Genomic DNA, 20,135 nt, shown 5'->3' on the forward strand with positions numbered 1-20,135 from the left:
GATGAAAGCATCATCGCAGGTCTAATGCTTCGTAGGATCAAACCATAGTCAATGTCGGAGGAATAGGCACGACACGCGTAGGAATCGCCATCGCCGCGAAGCGACATGACTCCCACAATGGTCCACCTCACCGTTCACTGCTTAGCGAGGTCCATTATGTACACTGCTATCGGATATGCCGCCCAATCGGCCACCACTCCCCTCGCCCCAATGAAGTTCGAACGCCGCAGCCCGCGAGCCGACGATGTGGCGATCGACATTCTCTACTGTGGCGTATGCCATTCCGACATCCACCAGGCCCGCAATGAATGGGGCATTGCCGTTTATCCGTTGATGCCCGGCCATGAGATCGTCGGAAAAGTCACCGCCGTTGGTGCGAATGTCACCCGCTATAAGATTGGCGACCTGGTGGGCGTTGGCTGCATGGTCGACTCCTGCCGCGAGTGCGAAGCCTGTCGCGCTGACCTGGAACAATACTGCTACCAAGGCATGACGCAGACCTACGCCAGCCCGGACCGTATCAGCGGCGGCCACACCATGGGCGGGTACTCCAACAGCATCGTGGTCAGCGAACACTTTGTGCTGCGCATCCCGGAAACCCTCGACCCGGCCGGCGCCGCACCGATTCTCTGCGCTGGCATCACCACCTACTCGCCCCTCAAGCACTATGGCGTGAAAGCCGGTGACAAGGTCGGCGTGCTGGGCATGGGCGGCCTCGGCCACATGGGCATCAAGTTCGCCAAGGCCATGGGCGCGGAAGTGACGCTGTTCACCCGCTCGGCGAGCAAGGCTGAGGAAGCCCGACGCCAGGGCGCCGACCACGTGATCGTGTCTACCGACGCAGAACAGATGGCTGCTGCCGCCGGACATTTCAACTTCCTGCTGGACACCATTCCGGTGCAGCACGACCTCAATCCCTACCTCGACACCTTGCGTTTCGACGGCGTGCATATCCTGGTGGGTCTGGTCGAGCCGATCGATCCGCCGGTACACGCGGCCAAACTGATCATGGGCCGTCGGGTCCTGGCCGGCTCGCTGATCGGCGGTGTTGCCGAAACCCAGGAAGTGCTGGATTTCTGCGCCGAACACAACATCAGCTGCGACATTGAAATGCTCGACATCCGCCAGATCAACGAGGCCTACAGCCGCATGATCGCAGGCGACGTGAAGTACCGCTTCGTCATCGACATGGCGACGCTCAAAGCCTGACGTTCGTCAGACCTTCGCGCCTAGTTCCGCCGACAGCCGGGCTGTGACCCCTTTGACCAGGGGAATCAGCTCGGCCATTTTTTCCAGCGGCATATACGGTACGGTGCTGGCGATGCTGATACCGGCGACGATGCGCTTGCCGGCGTCGCGGATCGGCGCCGCCACGCAACGAATCGACGGCTCGTTGTCTTCCAGATCGAAGGCATAACCACCCGCTACATACTCCACCATCCGCTGCTGGAACTGCTCCCAGGATTGCTCCTGATGCTGGGGCCAGAACTGATTCTTCCCTCCCGCCGGCAAGCTGATTTCATACAGCCTTTTCCATTGTTCCTGAGAATCATCGAGCATCAGCGCCTTACCGATCCCGGTACGCGCCAGCGGCATGCGATGGCCCACGCGCGAACGCATTTCCGGGCCATTGCGCCCTGGATTTTTCAGCAGGTACAACACCTCGTCGCCCTCGCGAATCGCCAGGTGAACAGTGTCACCGGTGAGCGCCGACAACTCGTCCAGGTACGGCCCCGCCAGGCTCACCAGCGGCAACTCTTCCCGGGCCTGAAAACCCAGCTCGATCAGCTTCGGCCCCAACAGATAACCCACTTGCGGCACCACCCGCAGGTAGCGCTCATCCACCAGGCAACTGGCCAAACGATGGGTGGTGCTGCGAGTGGTGCCGATCAACCGGGCGATTTCCTTCAGGTCACGGGCGCCGCTGGCGACCGCCTGGACCACACCCAGACCACGCAGCAGTGTCTGGGTGCCTGTGGGCGCCGCGTCCTTGGTGATTTTTGGATCGTCTTGCTGCATATCCGGCCTTCAACAGTGAGCGGGGAACGGGCGGCATTATGGTCGCCCGCCCCGTCGGACTACAACTCGATGCGCTCGACCTTCCCTACCAGCAGGATGTAGGACAGCGCGCCAATCAACGCCAGCACGGCGATATAGGTGATGGCTGGGGCAAACGAATCGCCGCTGGCGAGGAAACCGATGACGATGGGCGTGGCGATGGCCGCCAGGTTACCGATGAAATTGAACACCCCGCCCGTCAAGCCAAGCAACCGCGCGGGCGCCAGGGTCGAGACCAGCGACCAGGTGATCGACGCCAGGCCATTGCCGAAAAACGCCAGGGCCAGGAAAGCGATCACCAGCGGTGTCGACTCAACGAAGTTGGCGCCGATGATCGCCGTAGAGATCAGCAGCCCGCCGATGATCGGCAGTTTGCGGGCGAACCCCACCGTGGAACCGCGACGGATCAACCAGTCGGAGAAGAACCCGGAACACAACACACCGACAAACGCGGCGAGGAACGGCAATGACGCCAACAGGCCGGACTTGATGAAGTCCATGCCGCGATATTTCACCAGGTAGGTCGGGAACCAGGTCAGAAAAAACCACAGTGTGGAATTCAGGCAGAACTGGCCCAGGTAAATGCCCCACAGCTTGCGCTGGGTCAGGACGATACCCAGGTCCGCCCAACTGAACTTGGCCTTGGCCTTGGCTGTATCGGCCTGGATATCCACCAACCCGCCGCCTTCGCGGATCAGTTCGATCTCGGCGGCGTTGACCCCTTTGAAATCCCGCGGTTCGCGATACACCGCGTACCAGATCACCGCCCAGATGATGCCCACCGCGCCCGTGGCGACAAATACCATGTGCCAACCGAAGGCGTGTTGCAGCCACGCCAATACCGGCGTCAGGAAGGCCAGCCCGACGAACTGCCCCGAGGTGTAGAAACCAATGGCCGTGGCCCGTTCGCGCTCAGGAAACCAGGTGGTCACCACGCGGCTATTGATCGGGTAGGCCGGTGCCTCCAGGGCGCCAACCGCCATGCGCAGGACGAACAACGCGATGAAGCTGGCGGCAAAACCGAGCATCACCGTGGCCACCGACCACAGCAATAGTGCAACGCTATACAGAATACGCGGGGGCACCCGATCCACCAGCCAGCCGCCGGGGATCTGCATGGCGGCGTAGGTCCAGCCGAACGCCGAGAAAATCAGCCCGACGTGGATCGGATCGATGCCCAGCTCACTGGTCAGCGCGGGGGCGGCGATCGAAAGGTTGCTGCGGTCCAGGTAGTTGATCACCACGGTGATGAACAGCAGGACCATGATGAAAAAACGCTTGCGGCTGGGCGTCACCAACGACGCTTGCGCGCTCAGGGTGTGCGCTTGCATGTGAGGTGCCTCTTTTTATGTTTATTGAGGAATCGGGGACGTTGAGCGGATCTCCCAGCAGGGGAGATCAAATGTGGGAGCGAGCCTGCTCGCGATGACGGTGTGTCAGTTGACTCATGTGCAGCGGACAAATCGCCATCGCGAGCAGGCTCGCTCCCACAAGGGGATCGGGTGAAATCAGAACCCACTCACCACTCAGCAAAACTGCCATCGGCATGCCGCCAGATCGGGTTGCGCCAGCGGTGGCCGATGGCGGCGCGTTCGATGACGTACTCCTCATTGATCTCGATGCCCAGGCCTGGACCGTTAGGGATTTTCACGAAACCCTTGTCATAGTCGAACACCCGCGGATCCTTGATGTAATCCAGCAGGTCGTTGCTCTCGTTGTAATGGATGCCCAGGCTCTGCTCCTGGATGAACGCGTTGTAGCAGACCGCATCCAGTTGCAGGCACGCCGCCAGGGCGATCGGGCCCAGCGGGCAGTGCAGTGCCAGCGCCACGTCGTAGGCCTCGGCCATGTTGGCGATCTTGCGGGTTTCGGTGATGCCACCGGCGTGGGACGCATCCGGCTGGATGATGTCCACGTAACCTTCGCTGAGCACCCGTTTGAAATCCCAGCGCGAGAACAACCGCTCGCCCAGGGCAATCGGGGTGCTGGTCAGCGGCGCCAATTCCTTCAGGGCTTCGTAGTTCTCACTGAGCACCGGTTCTTCGATGAACATCAGCTTGTACGGATCGAGCTCCTTCATCAGCACCTTGGCCATCGGCTTGTGCACCCGACCGTGGAAGTCCACGCCAATGCCGACGTTCGGCCCGACTGCATCCCGTACCGCCGCGACATTGGCCAGGGCCAGGTCGACCTTTTCAAAGGTGTCGAGAAACTGCAGTTCTTCGGTGCCGTTCATCTTCACCGCCGTGAAACCCCGCGCCACGGCTTCTTTCGCCGCTCGGGCGGTGTCCGCCGGGCGGTCGCCGCCGATCCACGAATACACGCGGATCTTGTCGCGTACCTGCCCGCCAAGCAAATCGCTGACTGACACGCCCAGGGCCTTGCCCTTGATGTCCCACAACGCCTGGTCGATACCGGCCAGGGCGCTCATATGAATCGCCCCGCCGCGGTAGAAGCCGCCGCGATACAGCACGGTCCAGATGTCTTCGATGTTGCGTGGGTCTTTGCCGATCAGGTAGTCGGACAATTCCTCAACGGCGGCCGCCACCGTGTGGGCGCGGCCTTCAACCACGGGTTCGCCCCAACCAGTGACGCCTTCGTCGGTTTCGACCTTGAGGAAGCACCAGCGCGGCGGAACGATAAACGTGGTCAGTTTGGTGATTTTCATCTTGTTGTCTCTCTTATCAGATGCAGCGCGCGGGGCGCTGGAAAAGTCGTCAGTTCAAGGCATTCCACGCGGCCACGTAGGCCTTGGCGCGCACCGCCACTTCGTCAGCCGTCAGGCCCGGCTTGAACAACCCGGAACCCAGGCCGAACCCCTTGACGCCGGCCTCGACGAACACCGCCATGTTGTCCGGGGTAATCCCGCCCACCGGCACCAGCACGGTTCCGGCCGGCAATACCGCGAGCCACGCCTTGACCACCGCCGGCCCCATTTGCTCGGCAGGAAACATCTTCAACACATGGGCACCTTCGGCCAGTGCAGCAAAGGCTTCGGTGGGCGTGGCGACGCCGGGCGAGAGGTACAAGCCCGCGGCTTTCGCCGCCCGCAACACCTTAGGATCGCTATGGGGCATAACGATGACTTGACCGCCGGCGGCTTTCACTTGCTCGACCTGTTCCGGCGTGAGCACCGTGCCGGCCCCGATCAGGCAATCGGCGGGTAAGGTACTGCGCAGGATGCGGATACTTTCGTACGGCTCGGGAGAATTGAGCGGTACTTCGATGACGCGAAATCCGGCGCCATAAAGGACTTCGCCGATAGCGGCGGCCTCCTCCGGACGCAGACCGCGCAAAATTGCGATCAGCCCGTTGTGCGCCAGTGCTTGTGTGAGCATGTCAGACCTCCAGTCGTTTAACGCGATGCGGTGGAATCGAGCAGCCCGGCCGCCACGGCCAGTTGCCACAAACCACGTTCGGTGGCCTGTTCGGCCAGGGACACCCGGGCAAAACCGCAGGCATCGAGGGCCCGTTGATAACGGACGCAGAGTTGAGAATTGCCGATCAACACCACCGTCGGCAGATGAATGGTGTCGCGCCGTCGGCGTTGCACGGTAGCCAGGGCCGTCAGCTCATGACCGATCAGGAGGCCGGAAAGGTAATCCGCCTGGGCGCTGCCACTGAGTTCGCCAGTCAAGCCCAGACTGCGGGCACTGAACACGGTGGACAACGGGCCGATCTGGCCGTCCACCGACAACGCCACCTGCACGCCGCGATCAAAAGCCAGGCTATCGAACGCCGTGCCACGTTGCTGGGTGCGGCCCAGAATGCTGTGGTCACTGAGCACGGCGAAGATCTCGCCGGTCATGAACGTATCGAAATGCACGATGCAACCGTTGGCCACTTCCACCCATTTCGAATGGCTGCCGGGCAAGCCGATCAGTACCGCTTCATCCGGCAGGCTGTGCAAGGCGCCAAGCACTTGGGTTTCTTCGCCGCGCATGACATTGGGTAACCGCGAACGCTGGATCACCCCCGGCACGATGTGCACATCGACACCGCGAAGACTACGAATGATTTGTAGGGAATGTCCGAGATTGGCGACGTTGGCGGGTGTGTCGCAGTAAGGCGCTTCGCGCCAGCCCTGGGCGCTGCCGACCATGCCGCAGGCGATCACGGGCAGGCCTGGCTGGGCGTCGAGCCAATCGCCGCACGCCTCGTCGAAGGCCAGTTCAAAACCGTCGATGCACACCTGACCGGCCACCGTTCGCGGCCCGGAGGGCAACTGCATGATCCCCGACGACAGCGAACGCTGTTCGAGCACCTCGCCCCCGGCGGCGAGTTTGTAAGCCCGTAATGAGGTGGTCCCCCAATCGAGCGCAATCAATTGCGCCTGCATCCGTTTCACCTGTTTTGTTTTTTGGCAGTGAGTGCACGGACTATAAACCTGGGCGCAACAAAATCTCAATATATAAATATCACTCCCATATATTGGGATTAAATACATCGACGACAAAGCCAATCGCCATTCGCCCAAGACCCTGCTACGTTTCTGATCGGACGCCAAACAACTCAGGGAAAAAGGGATGGGACAACAGTTGAAAATCCTCGGCCGCACTTCTTCGATCAACGTCAGAAAAGTGTTGTGGACCTGTCAGGAGCTGGAGATCGCCTACGAGCGCGAAGACTGGGGCATCGGCTTTGCCTCGACCCATGACCCCGAGTTTCTGGCGCTCAACCCCAACGCCCAAGTGCCGGTGATCATTGATGAAAACGGTGTGCTGTGGGAGTCCAACACCATTTGTCGCTACCTTGTGGGCAAGCATGGAGGCAACGATCTACTGCCCGTCGAACCGGCCGCGCGCGCCCGAATCGAACAGTGGATGGACTGGCAAGCGACCGAACTCAACCCGTCATGGGGCTATGCGTTTCATGCATTGGTGCGCAAGAACCCGGAGTTTCAGGACCCACAACGCATCGCCGCCGGGGTCAAAGGCTGGAACGAAAAGATGGGGTTGCTGGAGGATCAGTTGAGCCGCACTGGCGCCTACGTGGCCGGTGCGGATTTTTCCCTCACGGATGTGCTCATCGGTCTGTCGGTGCATCGCTGGCGCCAGACGCCCATGGAACGCCCGGACTACCCGGCCGTGGCCGCATATTGCAAACGACTCGAACCACGACCGGGGTTTGCCGAGTGGGCATCCGACGCCCACTCATGAAGTGCTCAATTGCCGTTAGCGAAATCCCGTAGCACCTTGCCGTCCATCCGGTAGCGCACCCACTCTTCCTGGGGTTGCGCGCCGAGGGACTTGTAGAACTCGATCGCCGGCGTGTTCCAGTCCAGCACGCTCCACTCGAAGCGACCGCAGTCGTTGTCGCAGGCAATTTTCGCCAGGTGACGCAGCAGCGTCTTCCCTGCCCCGCCGCCGCGCTGGTCAGGCGTGATGTACAGGTCCTCGAGGTACAGGCAGTTGCTGCCCAGCCACGTGGAATAACTGAAGAAAAACACCGCATAACCGATGGGCACGCCATCACGCAGACAGATCAGTCCATGGGCAGTGGAGCCCTCGCTGAACAGGCTGCGCTGAATGTCCGTCACGCTGGCGATGACTTCGTGGCGGGCCTTTTCGTAATCGGCAAGTTCAGTGATGAAGGCAAGGATTTGAGGCGCATCGCTGGGTTGCGCAGGACGAATCTGGATCGACATGAACGGGCCTTGTAGCCAATTGAAAGCGCCATACTAAGCCGCCACGCTGCGCTCGTCACACCTCGAAGACAAATTTTGAGTGACGGTCCCTACGGCACCATTCGTCGCCTGTCAGGCACCAACCCGGATTCAGGACAGCCCAAAATCAGGCAAGCATTCTAAAAAATGGAGGCGACACCATGATCTCATCAAGGCTGACTGCATTCACATTCGCCACGCTGCTGTCTTCGGCGGCTTTCGCAGCCACCACCGACGGCACCGGTCCGACCGATCCGGTACAGGCGCCCAATTCCCCCGCAACCGAAGGCATGCCCAAGCTGAACACCGATGGCACCGGTGGCGGCCTGAACAATGGTCAGCCTCCCGCCAACGGCACCGATCCGCGGGTGCAGGGCAATGATGCGGGTCGTCAGGGCGGCATGAATACGCCGGACTCCAATACCCCCGATAACGCCGAAACCGGCACGGGCTCGAAAACCACCACCGGCGGGTCGGGTTCCGAGGGCGGCGCCAGCCAGTAACCCCCCAGGGAGCGAGCGACGCGCTCCTGGCGGGTGGCTCTGCTCACACACTTGAGGAGAGATTCCCATGCCTCGTGGAAGCAAAGACAAATACACAGCCGAGCAAAAGCGCAAAGCCGAACACATTGAAGCAAGTTATGAGAAAAAGGGGTTATCCGAGGACAAGGCCGAGGCTCGTGCTTGGGCGACGGTCAACAAGCAGTCTGGCGGTGGCGAACGCTCCGGTGGGTCGGGGAAGACAAAACCGGCAGCAGAAAAGAAAACCGACCGCAAGGAATCGGCCCGTCGCGCAGCCAAGACCCGCGAAGGTCAGCCGCGCACCAGCAAGGCCTCCCGCGCGACCCAGACTGTGGATAACCTGATGAAAGAGGCCCGGGCGAAGAACATTCCCGGACGTTCGAAAATGCGTAAGCAGGAATTGGTTGAAGCGCTGCGCAAGGTCGGTTGATCGCGGGCGTCAGGAATGACGCCATCGCGAGCGGGCTCGCTCCCACAGGGTTCTGCGCTGTGCCGGAGTTCGGAACCTCCCACAGGGGGATCTGCGCCGTGCTCGGGTTCGGAATCCGGCACAAATCCTGTGGGAGCGAGCCTGCTCGCGATTGGGTCCAGCCCGGTCGGGGCAGGTTTCAGCGTTGTTTCATTCGGTCGATCACCACCGCCAGCAACAGGATCGAGCCACGGATGACGTACTGGTAGAAGGTGTCGATGTTCTTCAGGTTCATCGCGTTTTCAATAATCGCCAGAATCAGCACCCCGGCGATGACATGGCGAATCATGCCGATACCGCCGCTCAACGACACCCCGCCCAACACGCAAGCCGAGATCACGGTCAGTTCAAAGCCCTGGCCGATCATCGGTTGGCCCGAGGTCATGCGTGAGGCCAGGATCACACCCGCCAAGGCACCGATCACACCATGCACGGCGAAGATGATGATCTTGGTCCGATCAACGTTCACCCCTGCCAACAACGCCGCCTCCTGGTTGCCACCAATGGCCATGGTGTTGCGCCCGTAGGTGGTGTAGTTCAACAACCAGCCGAAAAACAGAAAGCAGACAATGGTGATCAGGATCGGCACCGGCACGCCGAACATCTGGCCGTTACCGAACACGAAGAACGATTCCTGGGACACGCCCACCGCCTTGCCATTGGCAAAGATGTAGGCCAGGCCCCGGACGATCTGCATGGTCGCCAGCGTGGTGATCAACGCATTGACCCGCAGCTTGGCAATGACGATGCCATTGATCAGCCCGACGATCAGCCCCATCACCAACGCGGCGCTGACGCCGAGGAACACGCTGTTGGTGTCACGCATCACCACCGCCGCGACCACACCGGCACAGGCAATCACCGAGCCCACCGACAAGTCGAAGTGCCCGGAAGCCAGGCAATACAACATGGTGCAGGCCGCGATGCCCGTGGTGGAAATCGCCAGGCCCAGGCCTCGCATGTTCAGGGGTGACAGGAAGTTGTCGATCATCAGGGTGCAGAGCACAAAGATTGCGACAGCCGCCAGCAGCATGACCCAGTCGTCCAGGAAGCGCCGCAGATCCAGGGGTTTGCGTGCCGTTGGCAGTGCATTGTTTTGAATGGTCATGTTTACCTCTCAGTTCGCCGCGTCGGCAACGCGTTGGCGTGGCAGCGCCAGTTGCAGCAGGTTGGATTCGTTGGCCTGGTCACGCGGCAGCTCGCCGCGCATAACCCCTTCGCAGAGCACCAGGATTCGGTCGGATATGCCCATCACTTCCATCAGATCGCTGGACACCACAATCACCGCAATGCCATCGGCCGCCAGGTTGTGGATGATCTGATAAATCTCGGCCTTGGCGCCGATGTCGATACCGCGCGTGGGCTCGTCCAGCAACAGGACTTTCATCGGCATCGACAGCCAGCGACCGAGAATCGCTTTCTGCTGATTGCCGCCAGACAGGTACATGATTTTCTGACCCGCCGATGGCGTCTTCACTTTCAGCGCCTTGATCTGCTTGTCGGCGTTACCCCGTTCCCAGTCGCCCCGCAACAGGCACCCCAGGGTGGAATGAGCGCCGCGAGCGCTGATGTTGATGTTCTCGCCCACGCTGCCCAACGGGATGATGCCTTCCTTCTTGCGATCCTCCGGGCAGAGCAATACGCCCGCGGCAATGGCATCCCGGGGTGAACGCAGTTTCAACTGCTGGTCATGCAGAACCAGCCGCCCGTCAGTTTGGCGTTCCAGCCCACTGAGCAACCGCAGCAACTCGGTACGGCCGGCACCCACCAGCCCGAACAAGCCGAGGATTTCACCTTTATGCACCTGGAAACTCACCGGCTCCCGCAGGCCCGGGCCGAGCAGCCCCTCGACCTGCAACGCCACATCGCCGCGCTCGCGGGGACGGTAATCGTAGATGTCCTGAATGTCGCGACCGACCATGCAGGTGACCAACTGATCGTGGGTCAGCTCGCTCATGTTCTCGAAGGTATGCACATAACGGCCGTCCTTGAACACCGTGACCGCGTTACAGATGCGGAACACCTCTTCCATGCGGTGGCTGACATACAGCACCACTTTGCCCTCGTCCCGCAGGCGGGTGATGATCGCCATCAGGCGGTCGATTTCCCGCGCCGAGAGGCTGCTGGTAGGTTCATCAAAGGCAATGACATGGGCGCCACGGGACAAGGCCTTGGCGATTTCCACCAGTTGGCGCTGGCCGAGGGACAGGCGACCGACTTTTTCCTGGGGGTCGATTTCGTCGGCCAGGCCTTTGAGCAACGCCAACGCCTGCTGGCGCAGTTGCCCACGATTGACCAGACCGAAACGGGCCGGCAAATGCCCAAGGAACAGATTTTCGGCAACGGTCATTTCCGGCACCAGGTGCAGCTCCTGGTGGATCACCGCCACGCCGCTGGCAATGCTGTCGGCGGTGCCTTTGAAAGCCATCGTCTGCTCGCCGATCTGCAGGTCGCCGCTGCTGGGGATGTAGGCACCGCCGAGGATCTTCAGCAACGTGGACTTGCCCGCGCCGTTCTCGCCCATCAAAGCATGGACCTGTCCCGGATGAGCAACGAAACTGATATTGGCCAGCGCCTGCACACCGGGAAAGGATTTACCAATCCCGTTGAACCGCAAGCTGCCGCCCATGTTGTGTTGCTGTGTCGCTGTTTGCGCTTGCATAACCACCTCGAACTCACAGAGATCAAGCGACCCCGGCACTCGTCAGGCCAGGGCCGCTTTTGAATCAACCGACCATCAGTTCCACAGGCCGATCTTCTCCAGTTCTTGCTTGAAGTTCTCCCGAGTGATCAGCGTCACCTCGTCCATGGCGGTGTACTTCGGTGGCTCTTTGCCGGTGGTGATCCACTCGTACATCATCTCGGCGGTCTTGTAGCCTTCGATGTGCGGGCTTGGCAGCATCGAACCGAAGAAACCGCTGTTGGGTTTTTTCAGTTCGCCGATGGCGTCGGTGCCGTTGATGCCGATCCCGATCACATTGGCCGCGTTGAACCCGGCGCTTTCGGTGGCGCGCACGCCGCCCAGCACTGTGTTGTCGTTCATGCCGCCGATGATCAGGTTTTTCGCCCCGCTGGGCAGTTTCACCAGGGCCGAGTTGGTGGCGTCCATGCTGCCCGGCACGTCGAGGGTTTTCAGCGCGGTATAAAGGATGTGATCGTCTGGAAAGCCGGCCTTCTTCAGGGCGTCGACCGAACCGTCGGTACGTTTCTTGCCCGTATCCAGCTCGTTGTAGGTGTTGATCACGGCATAGGTGTCTTTCCAGTCCCAACCGCGCTTTTTCGCCTCAGCGGCCATCGCGTCGCCTTGCTTCTGGCCCACTTCGAACGCGGCCATGCCCAGGTACGGCACGTCTTCCATGAACTTGCCATCGGAGCCGACGAAGCGGTCATCCACGGCAATCACTTTCATGTCATTGAGTTTGGCCTTGGCCACGATGGCCGGGCCGAGAGCCACGTCCGGTGGGCAGATCACGAAGCCCTTGGCGCCGTTAGCGGCGAGGCTGTCGATGGCCGAGAGGGTCTTCTCGCCGTCGGGCACGGCGATCTTGATCACCGTGAAGCCCCGGTCCTTACCGGCCTTTTCGGCGAACGCCCATTCGGTCTGGAACCAGGGTTCTTCGGCCTGCTTGACCAGAAAACCGATCTTCACTTCTTCGGCCGCCAGCAAGGTGCTGCTGAGGCTGACGGCAGTAACCGCCAGGGCGGCACGGCACAGGGAACGGATCCCACGACGATGATTCATAGCTGTCTCCTTGTTTTTTTTATTGAAAGCCAAAACGTCCAGGGCCCTGCTCCAACATCAGTGGAAATGCGCAGGCTGGGCGGTCAAACATGTTGCTGTACAGCATAGGTCCAAATAGTCATATCGTATGATGATTGGATTACAGGCGAAGTTTCCGACTGAAATCCCGAAATATTCAGTCGTGGTACATGACCGAACGTCCACCATCGATGGTGATGCACGAGGCGTTGATGAAAGGTGCTTCATCGCTGGCCAGGAACACCGCCGTCATTGCCACTTCGATCGGCTGGCCGATTCGGCGTGGCGGGTGCAGATCCAGCGCACGCTGGCGTTCGGCATGTGGATCGGCGAAGCCGTTCCAGTAGTCGATATTCAATTGGGTTTCGATGTAACCCGGCGCAATGGCATTCACCCGCACACCTTTGGGCGCGTATTCGATACCCAATGCGCGGGTCAGGCCGAGCAGTCCGTGCTTGGCCACCGGGTAAGGGAAACAGCCGGGAATGATGTGGGATGAATGAGTCGAGGCGATATTGATGATGCTGCCCCCGCCCTGCTCAAGCATCTGCGGCAACACAGCCTTGCAACCGTACCAGGCGCCATCCAGGTCGATGGCGAAACAACGCCGCCAATCTTGCTCGGTCATTTCCAGCGGGTCACGAAATACGTTCACGCCCGCGCAGTTCACCAGAACGTCGATGCGACCGTGCAGCTCGACGGCACGACGGGCCATGGCATGCAGGTCCTGCTGGTTGGATACATCGGCTTTGAGTGCCTGCACATCCGCCCCGCGTTCACGCCAGAGGGCTGCGACTGTCTCAACCTTCTCGGCCTGGATATCACTGATGACCAAGCGTGCCTGCTGCGAGGCGAACGCGGCGACAATCGCCTCGCCAATGCCTTGGGCAGCCCCGGTCAGCAGCACCACTTTGTTTTTCAGGCGTTCGCCTTTCGGGGGTTCGGGCATCGGTAACAAGGACAGGGTGTGGGCCATGACTCAAGACTCCTGTCCGCAAGCACGACAAAAACCGGACATCCAGAGATGGCCGGTCGAAAGGCTTTTGGAATCGCGTACGCCGTCGGGCGGTACGGAGGAAGATCGTTGCATCACTTCACCTGTCTTGTTTTTTTAGTGTGAGTGCGTGTCGCTGATGGGACCGACTATAAACCCGCTCGTCAAATAATCTCAATATATATATTTACATCCCATATTTTGGGATTCAGCCCGCGAACCGCGTACAAGCCACACCGGGTACATCGACTCGCATCGACAACACCGCGCCGTCGAGTGGATGGTTAAGTGGGCTCGCCGCACTGGTGATGTACAGTGTCTTGAGGTCCTCACCACCAAACACACAGCTGGTGGGACGACTGACGGGCAGCTCGATCACCCGATCAACCTGACCTTGCGGGTCCAGTCGCAGCAGGCAGCTACCGTCCCAGCGAGCATTCCAGACATAGCCCCTGGCATCCATTGCCGAGCCGTCGGGGCCGCCACGCGGGTGAGGGCCAAACCAGACCTCGGCGGGGGCCAGGCTGCCGTCGGGATAGATGAAGTGTCGGTAAAGCGTGCCGTCGAGACTTTCGCCGAAATACACCGTAGTGCCGTCAGGACTCCATAACAGCGTGTTGGGAATGCCCCGATCGCGCAGCAGCGGCAGAACCCGGCCATCGGCGCCAATGCGAAACAGCCCTCCGGATCGTCCTTCAATGGGCAGGTCTTCTGCGTTTTCGCCGATGTTGTTCTGCATGGTGCCGAGCCAGAGCTGGCCCAGGGCATCGCAACGAGCCTCGTTGGCGCGATTCCCTGGCCGGGGATCGGCCACGCACAGCAATTTCAGGCTCGGTTCCAGTCCCGGCGAATCCAGATCGAGTCGATAGACACCGCTGCTCAGGGTCACCAAGGCGTCGCCGCTTTGTGTCGGAATGAAAGCGGACACATGCTCGGGCATCTGCCAGATTTGCACATTCGCGCCGATCAGCCGCAGCGCCTGTTTACCAGCAATGTCGACCCAATACAGTGCTTGGGTCAGCTCGTCCCAGAAGGGACCCTCTCCCAATATCGCCCGGTGTTCCGTCACAGCCGTCCACATCATTGAACACTCCTGTTTCCTGCTTGCCCGGCAATCTCTGTCCGCCCGGCCATGACGTTAGGGTAAAAACGCTTGATCGCCAGGTCAGCGTTATCGATCAAGGTCATGCAGGCCCAGACGCCCCGCGCCGCGTCACGGGCAGCGATGGCTTCGGCGATATCCTTGTGGATCGGCAACGTGCGGCGCAGCTCATCCGGGTCGGCGGCGGACACCTCGAACGACACCGCCAGCAGCGCGCCCAGGGCCGGGACCATTTGCTCAATAAATTGATTATGGCTGGCAGCGAGGATGCACTCATGGAAGAACTGGTCGGCACGGTTGTAATCGGCCCCGCTGTCCACCGCCCGCTCCAGGGCATGGTAGGCCAGGCGGATCGCCTGCACCTGATCGGCCGTCGCGCGCTCACAGGCCCAGCGCACCGCCATCGGTTCGATGGTACGCCGCAGGTCCAGCAGGTCATCGACGAAATTTTCCGGCAGCCCACTGCGCGACAGCCAACCGACCACCTGCGGGTCAAACAGATTCCAGCGACGCACCGGCAGCACCCGTGTCCCGACTTTCGGGCCGACTTCCAGCATGCCTTTGGCCACCAGGGTCTTGATCGCTTCGCGGATCACCGTGCGGCTGACGCCCAATTGCTGGCCGAGGTCGGCCTCAACCTTGATGGTCTGCCCAGGCTTGACCTGACCGGCGGCTATCCAGCCCCCCAGCCAATCGACGGTCGATGCGTGAAAACTGCTGGACATGAACACCCCGGGGCCACTTTCTATAGAGGCCCAAACTAATCATCATATGATTGGGTGTCAATTTGAATTTTACGGCTTCACCCGGGTGGGAGCGAGCCTGCTCGCGATAGCGGTGGATCAGTTAAGACAAGGTTGGCCATGCTGCGAGCAGGCTCGCCCCCACAGGGATCAGGGTTCCAGGCCTATCGGGAAAAATACCCCACCACTCCATACCCCCAACCACCTCTGCCCGTCGATCTCGCGACTGACCGCCAGCTCCACCAACTGGTAGAACACATTGCGATGGATCAGCGCTTCGAGGTTGCTGCGTACGTGCACGTAGGGCGCGGGTTCCTGGGTTTGCGGATCGATCACCACCCGCATCGGATGTTCGCCGCCGGCCTCAGTGGTTTCCTCGACGTTGGTGGTGAAGCGCAGTCGCTGCTGCTCACCCTGCCCTTCAACCTCCAGGGTCACCGCCACAAACGGTGCATCGTCGACCTTGATGCCAACTTTTTCCACAGGAGTGATCAGGAAGTAATCATCGCCGTCGCGGCGGATGATAGTGGAGAACAGCTTGACCATCGGCTTGCGCCCGATTGGCGTACCCAGGTAATACCAGGTGCCATCACGGGCGATGCGCATGTCGATATCGCCGCAGAAGTCAGGATTCCACAAGTGGACTGGCGGCAAACCTTTGGTCTTGGGGATCTGCCCCAGCAGGTCATTGGCTTTTTGCGGTCCGCTCATGGTGACTCCTTGAATGTTACTGGTCGCTCACTCCCAACAGGCTGCGGGCATACTCGCGCAAAGGGGGAGCGATCAGGTCTTCTGGCTGTTTGTCGTGCAACGTCAGTAAACCGCCACGACTCTTGATGCGTGCAGTATCAATCAAATACTGGGTGCTGGTCTCGATCAACATGATTTGAATGACGCTGGTGTCGACACCCAAACGGTCCACGGCCTCTTCATCCAGCCATTCGTCGGTGTTGCCGATACGGTTGTCGGCCTTGGCGAACCGCGTATACAGCAAGTAGTGAGCACCGGCGGCTCGGGCTTCGCCCATGGCCTGGTCCAGACCCTCGGGAACCCGGGCACGACGCACCATGGGGAAATACTCGATGAAACCGTTGAAGGCCTCTTCGGCGACGACATTGGGCCGCGGGTAGGCACTGCCGGGAGGCGCGAAGGCACCCTGAGCAATGTAGATGAACGAATCCGGCTGGATGCGCAGGTTATTCACACGCCGGCTGTCGCTGTGGTCCAGCAAACCGGCGTCGCTCATGTGGTAGCGAACGCCCTCCCCCATGTCGCTGACATTCATGCAGCCACCGAGCGCCAAAACGGCCAGCAGCAAAACCAGGCTACGCATCCTACCCTCCAAAAACCGGTGACGGAAAACCGGCGAATGGCCATTGGATGCAGCTTTTGCGCCAGCTCATCGAAATGGAGGTGTCAGACACATCCAAGTGAAGGGGAAATTGCTATCGCGGGCAAGCCTTGCTCCCACAGGTACGGTGTTCACCTGGGAGCAAAGCTTGCCCGCGATAGCATTCGTCAACCGCCGATGATTTTCATGATGGTTGCGCCGCCAGAGAACGCCACTTCCTGCTTATCCCCCAACGCCTTGACCAGCAAGCGCTGCAGAGCCGGCAAGGCCTGATGACGGGGTTTGTCCAGCAGATCGCCGACAAAGTGTCGGTTACTCGACGACAGGCAGCCATGCAGCCAACCCGTGGAGGACAGCCGCAACCGTGAGCAGGTACGACAGAATGGCACGCTTTCGTTAGCGATCACGCCAAAATGCCCTAGGCCCGGAATTTCATAGCGCACTGCGGTGGCATCCACTGGAGCGTCGGCTTGCAGGTACTCGTACTGGTCGCCGATCAGGCTCAGCAACTGCTGAAGGCTGACGAATTGCTGCAGGAACGCGTTGGAGTCGCTGGCCAGGTGCCCCATGCGCATCAGCTCGATGAAGCGCAGCTCATAGCCGCGCTCCAGGCAGTACTCGAGCAGTGGCATCACCTGATCCAGGTTCTGCCCGCGCAACGGCACCATGTTGACCTTGATCTTCATTCCCGCAGCACGGGCCTGATCCATCCCGTCGAGCACGGTTGCCAGATCGCCACCGCGGGCGATACTGCGAAACGCCCCTGGGTCCAGGGTATCGAGGGAAACGTTGATGCGGCGAATGCCGGCATCTACCAGCAAAGGCAACTTTTTGGCCAGTAACTGACCATTGGTGGTCAGGCTGATGTCCTCCAGGCCCATCTGCCCCACCGCCGTCATGAAGCTTTCAAGCTTGGGGCTGACCAGCGGCTCGCCGCCGGTGATGCGCAGCCGCTCGATACCGGCAGCTTCGATCAGGTAGGCCACACCGCGCGCCATGGCCTCGGCCGACAGTTCATCCTGCGCAGCCACCAGCCGCTTGCCGTTGGGCACGCAGTAGGTACAGGCGTAATTGCAGGCTGAAGTCAGGCTGATTCGCAAATTGCGGAAACGCCTGCCTTGACGGTCAACGATCATGGATCACTCCGGCGAAAGAAGAATCGGACTTACGAAACTTGACCCAGAACTCAAGTTTTCGCAAGGCCCAAGCCTGAGTATATTCCTGGGACACTGCGCCATGTAAGCGGACATGGCGCAATCAGGCAGCTGAATGACTTAGCTGCTCGGAACGTCGGTGTCACGCTTGCGCTTGTTGCCCATGCGAACGCCTATGTCCATCAGGAACTGGAAGAAGCCTTCCTGGTCTTCCAGCACGTTGCTCCAGAACGGCGAGTGATACAGCGCCACCGCACCGTGCACCAACGCCCAGGCGGCGCAGTAGTGGAAATAGGGCGGCACGTCTTCGAGCTTACCTTCACTGATCCGGCCTTTGATCAGCAGGGTCAGGCGCTCGAAGTTCGAGGCGCGGATCTTGTGCAGTTCCTCGACCATCTCCGGCACTTGGTTGCCCTTGACCACCTTCTCTTCCAGGCGGTCGAACAAGCGATAACGCTGCGGATCGCGCATGCGGAATTCGAAGTAGGCCCGGGACAGGGCCTCCTTGTCCTTGTCCACATCGGCCGAATGCAGCAGCTCATTCAAATCGCGCTCGTAATCAAGCATCAGGCGCAGGTAGATCTCCGCCTTGGATTTGAAATGTTTATAAATCGTGCCTTTGCCGATACCCACGGCATCCGCAATCATCTCGACGGTGACGCTGTCTTCACCCTGGTCGAGGAACAACTTGAGCGCGGTGTCGAGAATTTCCTGCTCGCGGCGACGAAACTCACGGACCTTACGGGGTTCTTTGTGCATAAGAAAAAGGTCTGAAGGGTCAAAATTCGAAGCCGAGTATTATGCCTAACTTACGCAAAAATGCACGGATCATCCGTTCCCAACCACAGTTCTTCACAAAACCGTGCAGCTCCAGCTTCCTGTCATTCGCTTCGCCGCACCGTAACGACTGGCTTTGACGGCAGTGAGAACTTATCCGAAGCGAGCGTATTCCAAATTTGTTTAAAAACCAGCCCGGCTAAACTGGACGCGTCAGCATACTGATCAATACTTGAACTGTCGGCGCGACATCTCCCCCAAGTGACGCGCCGGTAAAGGTACCAACGGACCGCGTGCCTTTGTTTTACTCCTAATGGTCTTAACCCGGATTCACCCCCCAGAACCCGGGTTTTTTTTGCCTGAAACTCAGGCAGACACCGCGCGGACATGGGCCAGCGGAAACAGCCGCTTGAAGTTCTCCGTAGTCTGCTCGGCAAATCGCTCGTAGGACTCGCCCCGCAACATCGCCAGGAACTCCGCCACTTCCCGCACGTATTGCGGAAGGTTCGGCTTGCCACGATACGGAATCGGCGCAAGGTACGGTGAGTCGGTTTCCACCAACAGGCGATCTGCCGGCACTTTGCTGGCCACATCCCGCAGCGCGTCGGCATTGCGAAACGTGACAATGCCGGACAAGGAAATGTAATAGCCCATGTCCAGCGCGGTCTTGGCCATGTCCCAGTCTTCGGTGAAACAATGCAGCACCCCCGCCTGGGGCAACGCGGCGTCACGCAACAAGGCCAGGGTGTCGGCCCGGGCGCCGCGGGTGTGGATGATCACCGGTTTGCCAGTCTGTTGCGCAGCCTCCAGATGCAGCCGGAACGAAGCCTGCTGGACCTCGGCGGCTTGTGGTTCGTAGTGATAGTCCAGGCCGGTTTCGCCAATGGCGACCACCCGTGGATGGTCGAGCTCGCGCAACAGCCAATCCAGGGCAGGCGTAGCGTCGGGCTGGACGTCCAGAGGATGGATGCCGACTGAACAATCGACATCTGCATAGCGTTCGGCCAGGGCTTTGACGTCGGCGGCATTGTCGGCGCTGACGCCGATGCACAGGAAGTGACCCACACCACGCTGGCGGGCGGCATCCAGTGCAGCATCCAGGGAGCCGTCGTGGGCGGCGAGGTCGAGACGATCAAGGTGACAATGGGAATCTACAAGCATAAAGGGCCGGGCTACATCGTATGGGTGGGACGGTCGGATTTCAGGGTTCCGGCCAGGTGGGTTTCGATCTGATTACGGGCTGAATGGTCGCCGTCGTTGAACTGCACACCGACACCGGCAGCCCGGTTACCCTGGGCGCCTTTGGGCGTCATCCAGATCACCTTGCCGGCGACCGGGATCTTCTCCGCTTCGTCCATCAAGCTCAAGAGCATGAACACCTCATCGCCCAAGCGATAATTCTTGTTGGTGGGGATGAACAGGCCGCCGTTCTTGATGAAGGGCATGTAGGCGGCGTAGAGCACCGACTTGTCCTTGATGGTCAGGGACAGGATGCCGTTGCGTGGCCCGGGACTGACAGGTTCGTTCATGCTGATCTCCGC

22 protein-coding genes are annotated in these 20,135 nt (G+C 60.3%); 4 read left to right on the top strand and 18 right to left on the bottom strand.

The features are described 5' to 3' along the window. Positions 1-156 precede the first annotated feature (156 nt). The gene (locus PSH91_RS18705; protein ID WP_047228223.1) at positions 157-1,209 is read left to right on the top strand and encodes an NAD(P)-dependent alcohol dehydrogenase; all 1,053 of its coding nucleotides are present in this window, start codon (positions 157-159) and stop codon (positions 1,207-1,209) included. Between the two features lie 6 nt (positions 1,210-1,215). On the opposite strand, the gene PSH91_RS18710 is transcribed toward PSH91_RS18705, so the two are convergent. The 5 genes from PSH91_RS18710 to PSH91_RS18730 form a co-directional block, all read right to left on the bottom strand. Beyond that, on the bottom strand, positions 1,216-2,019 hold the full coding sequence (locus PSH91_RS18710) for an IclR family transcriptional regulator (protein WP_013693986.1): 804 nt from the start codon (positions 2,017-2,019) through the stop codon (positions 1,216-1,218). Between the two features lie 59 nt (positions 2,020-2,078). Beyond that, positions 2,079-3,389 (bottom strand): MFS transporter, encoded by a 1,311-nt coding sequence (locus tag PSH91_RS18715; protein ID WP_047228222.1) that lies wholly within the window; start codon positions 3,387-3,389, stop codon positions 2,079-2,081. A gap of 188 nt (positions 3,390-3,577) precedes the next feature. After that, entirely contained in the window at positions 3,578-4,726 is a 1,149-nt protein-coding gene (gene dgoD / locus PSH91_RS18720; protein WP_047228221.1) for a galactonate dehydratase, read from the bottom strand. Positions 4,727-4,775: 49 nt separating this feature from the next. Then, a complete protein-coding gene (locus tag PSH91_RS18725; protein WP_047228220.1) occupies positions 4,776-5,396 on the bottom strand; it encodes a 2-dehydro-3-deoxy-6-phosphogalactonate aldolase in 621 nt (206 codons plus the stop codon). A gap of 17 nt (positions 5,397-5,413) precedes the next feature. Next, positions 5,414-6,397, bottom strand: a complete 984-nt coding sequence (locus PSH91_RS18730) for a 2-dehydro-3-deoxygalactonokinase (RefSeq protein ID WP_076383839.1) — start codon at positions 6,395-6,397, stop codon at positions 5,414-5,416. A gap of 187 nt (positions 6,398-6,584) precedes the next feature. Between PSH91_RS18730 and PSH91_RS18735 the strand changes: the two genes are divergently transcribed. Continuing rightward, positions 6,585-7,217, top strand: coding sequence for a glutathione S-transferase family protein (locus tag PSH91_RS18735; RefSeq protein WP_305466464.1), 633 nt, complete (start codon positions 6,585-6,587; stop codon positions 7,215-7,217). Between the two features lie 5 nt (positions 7,218-7,222). On the opposite strand, the gene PSH91_RS18740 is transcribed toward PSH91_RS18735, so the two are convergent. Continuing rightward, positions 7,223-7,705, bottom strand: a complete 483-nt coding sequence (locus PSH91_RS18740) for a GNAT family N-acetyltransferase (protein WP_047228217.1) — start codon at positions 7,703-7,705, stop codon at positions 7,223-7,225. Positions 7,706-7,884: 179 nt separating this feature from the next. On the opposite strand from PSH91_RS18740, the gene PSH91_RS18745 reads away from it, so the two are divergent. Together PSH91_RS18745 and PSH91_RS18750 are read left to right on the top strand one after the other, a co-directional pair. After that, positions 7,885-8,226, top strand: coding sequence for a hypothetical protein (locus PSH91_RS18745; RefSeq protein ID WP_047228216.1), 342 nt, complete (start codon positions 7,885-7,887; stop codon positions 8,224-8,226). Positions 8,227-8,293: 67 nt separating this feature from the next. Beyond that, complete coding sequence (locus PSH91_RS18750; RefSeq protein ID WP_107322024.1) at positions 8,294-8,674, top strand: Rho termination factor N-terminal domain-containing protein; 381 nt, start codon at positions 8,294-8,296, stop codon at positions 8,672-8,674. A gap of 178 nt (positions 8,675-8,852) precedes the next feature. Here PSH91_RS18750 and araH read toward each other — a convergent pair whose 3' ends face one another. The 12 genes from araH to PSH91_RS18810 form a co-directional block, all read right to left on the bottom strand. Further along, complete coding sequence (gene araH / locus PSH91_RS18755) at positions 8,853-9,821, bottom strand: L-arabinose ABC transporter permease AraH (RefSeq protein WP_076383836.1); 969 nt, start codon at positions 9,819-9,821, stop codon at positions 8,853-8,855. A gap of 9 nt (positions 9,822-9,830) precedes the next feature. Then, positions 9,831-11,375 (bottom strand): L-arabinose ABC transporter ATP-binding protein AraG, encoded by a 1,545-nt coding sequence (gene araG / locus PSH91_RS18760; RefSeq protein WP_047228213.1) that lies wholly within the window; start codon positions 11,373-11,375, stop codon positions 9,831-9,833. Positions 11,376-11,450: 75 nt separating this feature from the next. Beyond that, positions 11,451-12,455 (bottom strand): substrate-binding domain-containing protein, encoded by a 1,005-nt coding sequence (locus PSH91_RS18765; RefSeq protein WP_047228212.1) that lies wholly within the window; start codon positions 12,453-12,455, stop codon positions 11,451-11,453. Positions 12,456-12,630: 175 nt separating this feature from the next. After that, positions 12,631-13,449: an SDR family oxidoreductase gene (locus PSH91_RS18770; RefSeq protein WP_047228211.1), complete on the bottom strand. Its 819-nt coding sequence runs from the start codon at positions 13,447-13,449 to the stop codon at positions 12,631-12,633. Between the two features lie 226 nt (positions 13,450-13,675). Further along, entirely contained in the window at positions 13,676-14,551 is an 876-nt protein-coding gene (locus tag PSH91_RS18775) for an SMP-30/gluconolactonase/LRE family protein (protein WP_305466469.1), read from the bottom strand. After that, entirely contained in the window at positions 14,548-15,294 is a 747-nt protein-coding gene (locus PSH91_RS18780) for a FadR/GntR family transcriptional regulator (protein ID WP_047228209.1), read from the bottom strand. Before PSH91_RS18780 ends, PSH91_RS18775 begins: the two co-directional genes overlap by 4 nt. Before the next feature lie 168 nt (positions 15,295-15,462). Next, complete coding sequence (locus tag PSH91_RS18785; protein ID WP_047228208.1) at positions 15,463-16,023, bottom strand: DUF1285 domain-containing protein; 561 nt, start codon at positions 16,021-16,023, stop codon at positions 15,463-15,465. Positions 16,024-16,039: 16 nt separating this feature from the next. Further along, entirely contained in the window at positions 16,040-16,645 is a 606-nt protein-coding gene (locus PSH91_RS18790) for a DUF4823 domain-containing protein (protein ID WP_047228207.1), read from the bottom strand. 185 nt (positions 16,646-16,830) lie between these two features. Further along, positions 16,831-17,799 (bottom strand): GTP 3',8-cyclase MoaA, encoded by a 969-nt coding sequence (locus PSH91_RS18795; protein WP_047228206.1) that lies wholly within the window; start codon positions 17,797-17,799, stop codon positions 16,831-16,833. A gap of 138 nt (positions 17,800-17,937) precedes the next feature. After that, on the bottom strand, positions 17,938-18,576 hold the full coding sequence (locus tag PSH91_RS18800; protein WP_003204240.1) for a TetR/AcrR family transcriptional regulator: 639 nt from the start codon (positions 18,574-18,576) through the stop codon (positions 17,938-17,940). 384 nt (positions 18,577-18,960) lie between these two features. Further along, positions 18,961-19,755, bottom strand: coding sequence for a TatD family hydrolase (locus PSH91_RS18805; protein WP_047228205.1), 795 nt, complete (start codon positions 19,753-19,755; stop codon positions 18,961-18,963). Positions 19,756-19,766: 11 nt separating this feature from the next. Next, entirely contained in the window at positions 19,767-20,123 is a 357-nt protein-coding gene (locus PSH91_RS18810; protein ID WP_047228204.1) for a PilZ domain-containing protein, read from the bottom strand. Between the last annotated feature and the right edge of the window lie 12 nt (positions 20,124-20,135).

The sequence above is a fragment of the Pseudomonas sp. FP1154 genome (assembly GCF_030687245.1).
Lineage (GTDB): Bacteria > Pseudomonadota > Gammaproteobacteria > Pseudomonadales > Pseudomonadaceae > Aquipseudomonas > Aquipseudomonas rhizophila.

What these genes read in the sequence shown, in the direction of transcription:
- PSH91_RS18705 (WP_047228223.1), top strand. Translation starts at nt 157, where the DNA reads ATGTACACTGCTATCGGATATGCCGCCCAATCGGCCACCACTCCCCTC.
- PSH91_RS18710 (WP_013693986.1), bottom strand. Translation starts at nt 2,019, where the DNA reads ATGCAGCAAGACGATCCAAAAATCACCAAGGACGCGGCGCCCACAGGC.
- PSH91_RS18715 (WP_047228222.1), bottom strand. Translation starts at nt 3,389, where the DNA reads ATGCAAGCGCACACCCTGAGCGCGCAAGCGTCGTTGGTGACGCCCAGC.
- dgoD (WP_047228221.1), bottom strand. Translation starts at nt 4,726, where the DNA reads ATGAAAATCACCAAACTGACCACGTTTATCGTTCCGCCGCGCTGGTGC.
- PSH91_RS18725 (WP_047228220.1), bottom strand. Translation starts at nt 5,396, where the DNA reads ATGCTCACACAAGCACTGGCGCACAACGGGCTGATCGCAATTTTGCGC.
- PSH91_RS18730 (WP_076383839.1), bottom strand. Translation starts at nt 6,397, where the DNA reads ATGCAGGCGCAATTGATTGCGCTCGATTGGGGGACCACCTCATTACGG.
- PSH91_RS18735 (WP_305466464.1), top strand. Translation starts at nt 6,585, where the DNA reads ATGGGACAACAGTTGAAAATCCTCGGCCGCACTTCTTCGATCAACGTC.
- PSH91_RS18740 (WP_047228217.1), bottom strand. Translation starts at nt 7,705, where the DNA reads ATGTCGATCCAGATTCGTCCTGCGCAACCCAGCGATGCGCCTCAAATC.
- PSH91_RS18745 (WP_047228216.1), top strand. Translation starts at nt 7,885, where the DNA reads ATGATCTCATCAAGGCTGACTGCATTCACATTCGCCACGCTGCTGTCT.
- PSH91_RS18750 (WP_107322024.1), top strand. Translation starts at nt 8,294, where the DNA reads ATGCCTCGTGGAAGCAAAGACAAATACACAGCCGAGCAAAAGCGCAAA.
- araH (WP_076383836.1), bottom strand. Translation starts at nt 9,821, where the DNA reads ATGACCATTCAAAACAATGCACTGCCAACGGCACGCAAACCCCTGGAT.
- araG (WP_047228213.1), bottom strand. Translation starts at nt 11,375, where the DNA reads ATGCAAGCGCAAACAGCGACACAGCAACACAACATGGGCGGCAGCTTG.
- PSH91_RS18765 (WP_047228212.1), bottom strand. Translation starts at nt 12,455, where the DNA reads ATGAATCATCGTCGTGGGATCCGTTCCCTGTGCCGTGCCGCCCTGGCG.
- PSH91_RS18770 (WP_047228211.1), bottom strand. Translation starts at nt 13,449, where the DNA reads ATGGCCCACACCCTGTCCTTGTTACCGATGCCCGAACCCCCGAAAGGC.
- PSH91_RS18775 (WP_305466469.1), bottom strand. Translation starts at nt 14,551, where the DNA reads ATGATGTGGACGGCTGTGACGGAACACCGGGCGATATTGGGAGAGGGT.
- PSH91_RS18780 (WP_047228209.1), bottom strand. Translation starts at nt 15,294, where the DNA reads ATGTCCAGCAGTTTTCACGCATCGACCGTCGATTGGCTGGGGGGCTGG.
- PSH91_RS18785 (WP_047228208.1), bottom strand. Translation starts at nt 16,023, where the DNA reads ATGAGCGGACCGCAAAAAGCCAATGACCTGCTGGGGCAGATCCCCAAG.
- PSH91_RS18790 (WP_047228207.1), bottom strand. Translation starts at nt 16,645, where the DNA reads ATGCGTAGCCTGGTTTTGCTGCTGGCCGTTTTGGCGCTCGGTGGCTGC.
- PSH91_RS18795 (WP_047228206.1), bottom strand. Translation starts at nt 17,799, where the DNA reads ATGATCGTTGACCGTCAAGGCAGGCGTTTCCGCAATTTGCGAATCAGC.
- PSH91_RS18800 (WP_003204240.1), bottom strand. Translation starts at nt 18,576, where the DNA reads ATGCACAAAGAACCCCGTAAGGTCCGTGAGTTTCGTCGCCGCGAGCAG.
- PSH91_RS18805 (WP_047228205.1), bottom strand. Translation starts at nt 19,755, where the DNA reads ATGCTTGTAGATTCCCATTGTCACCTTGATCGTCTCGACCTCGCCGCC.
- PSH91_RS18810 (WP_047228204.1), bottom strand. Translation starts at nt 20,123, where the DNA reads ATGAACGAACCTGTCAGTCCCGGGCCACGCAACGGCATCCTGTCCCTG.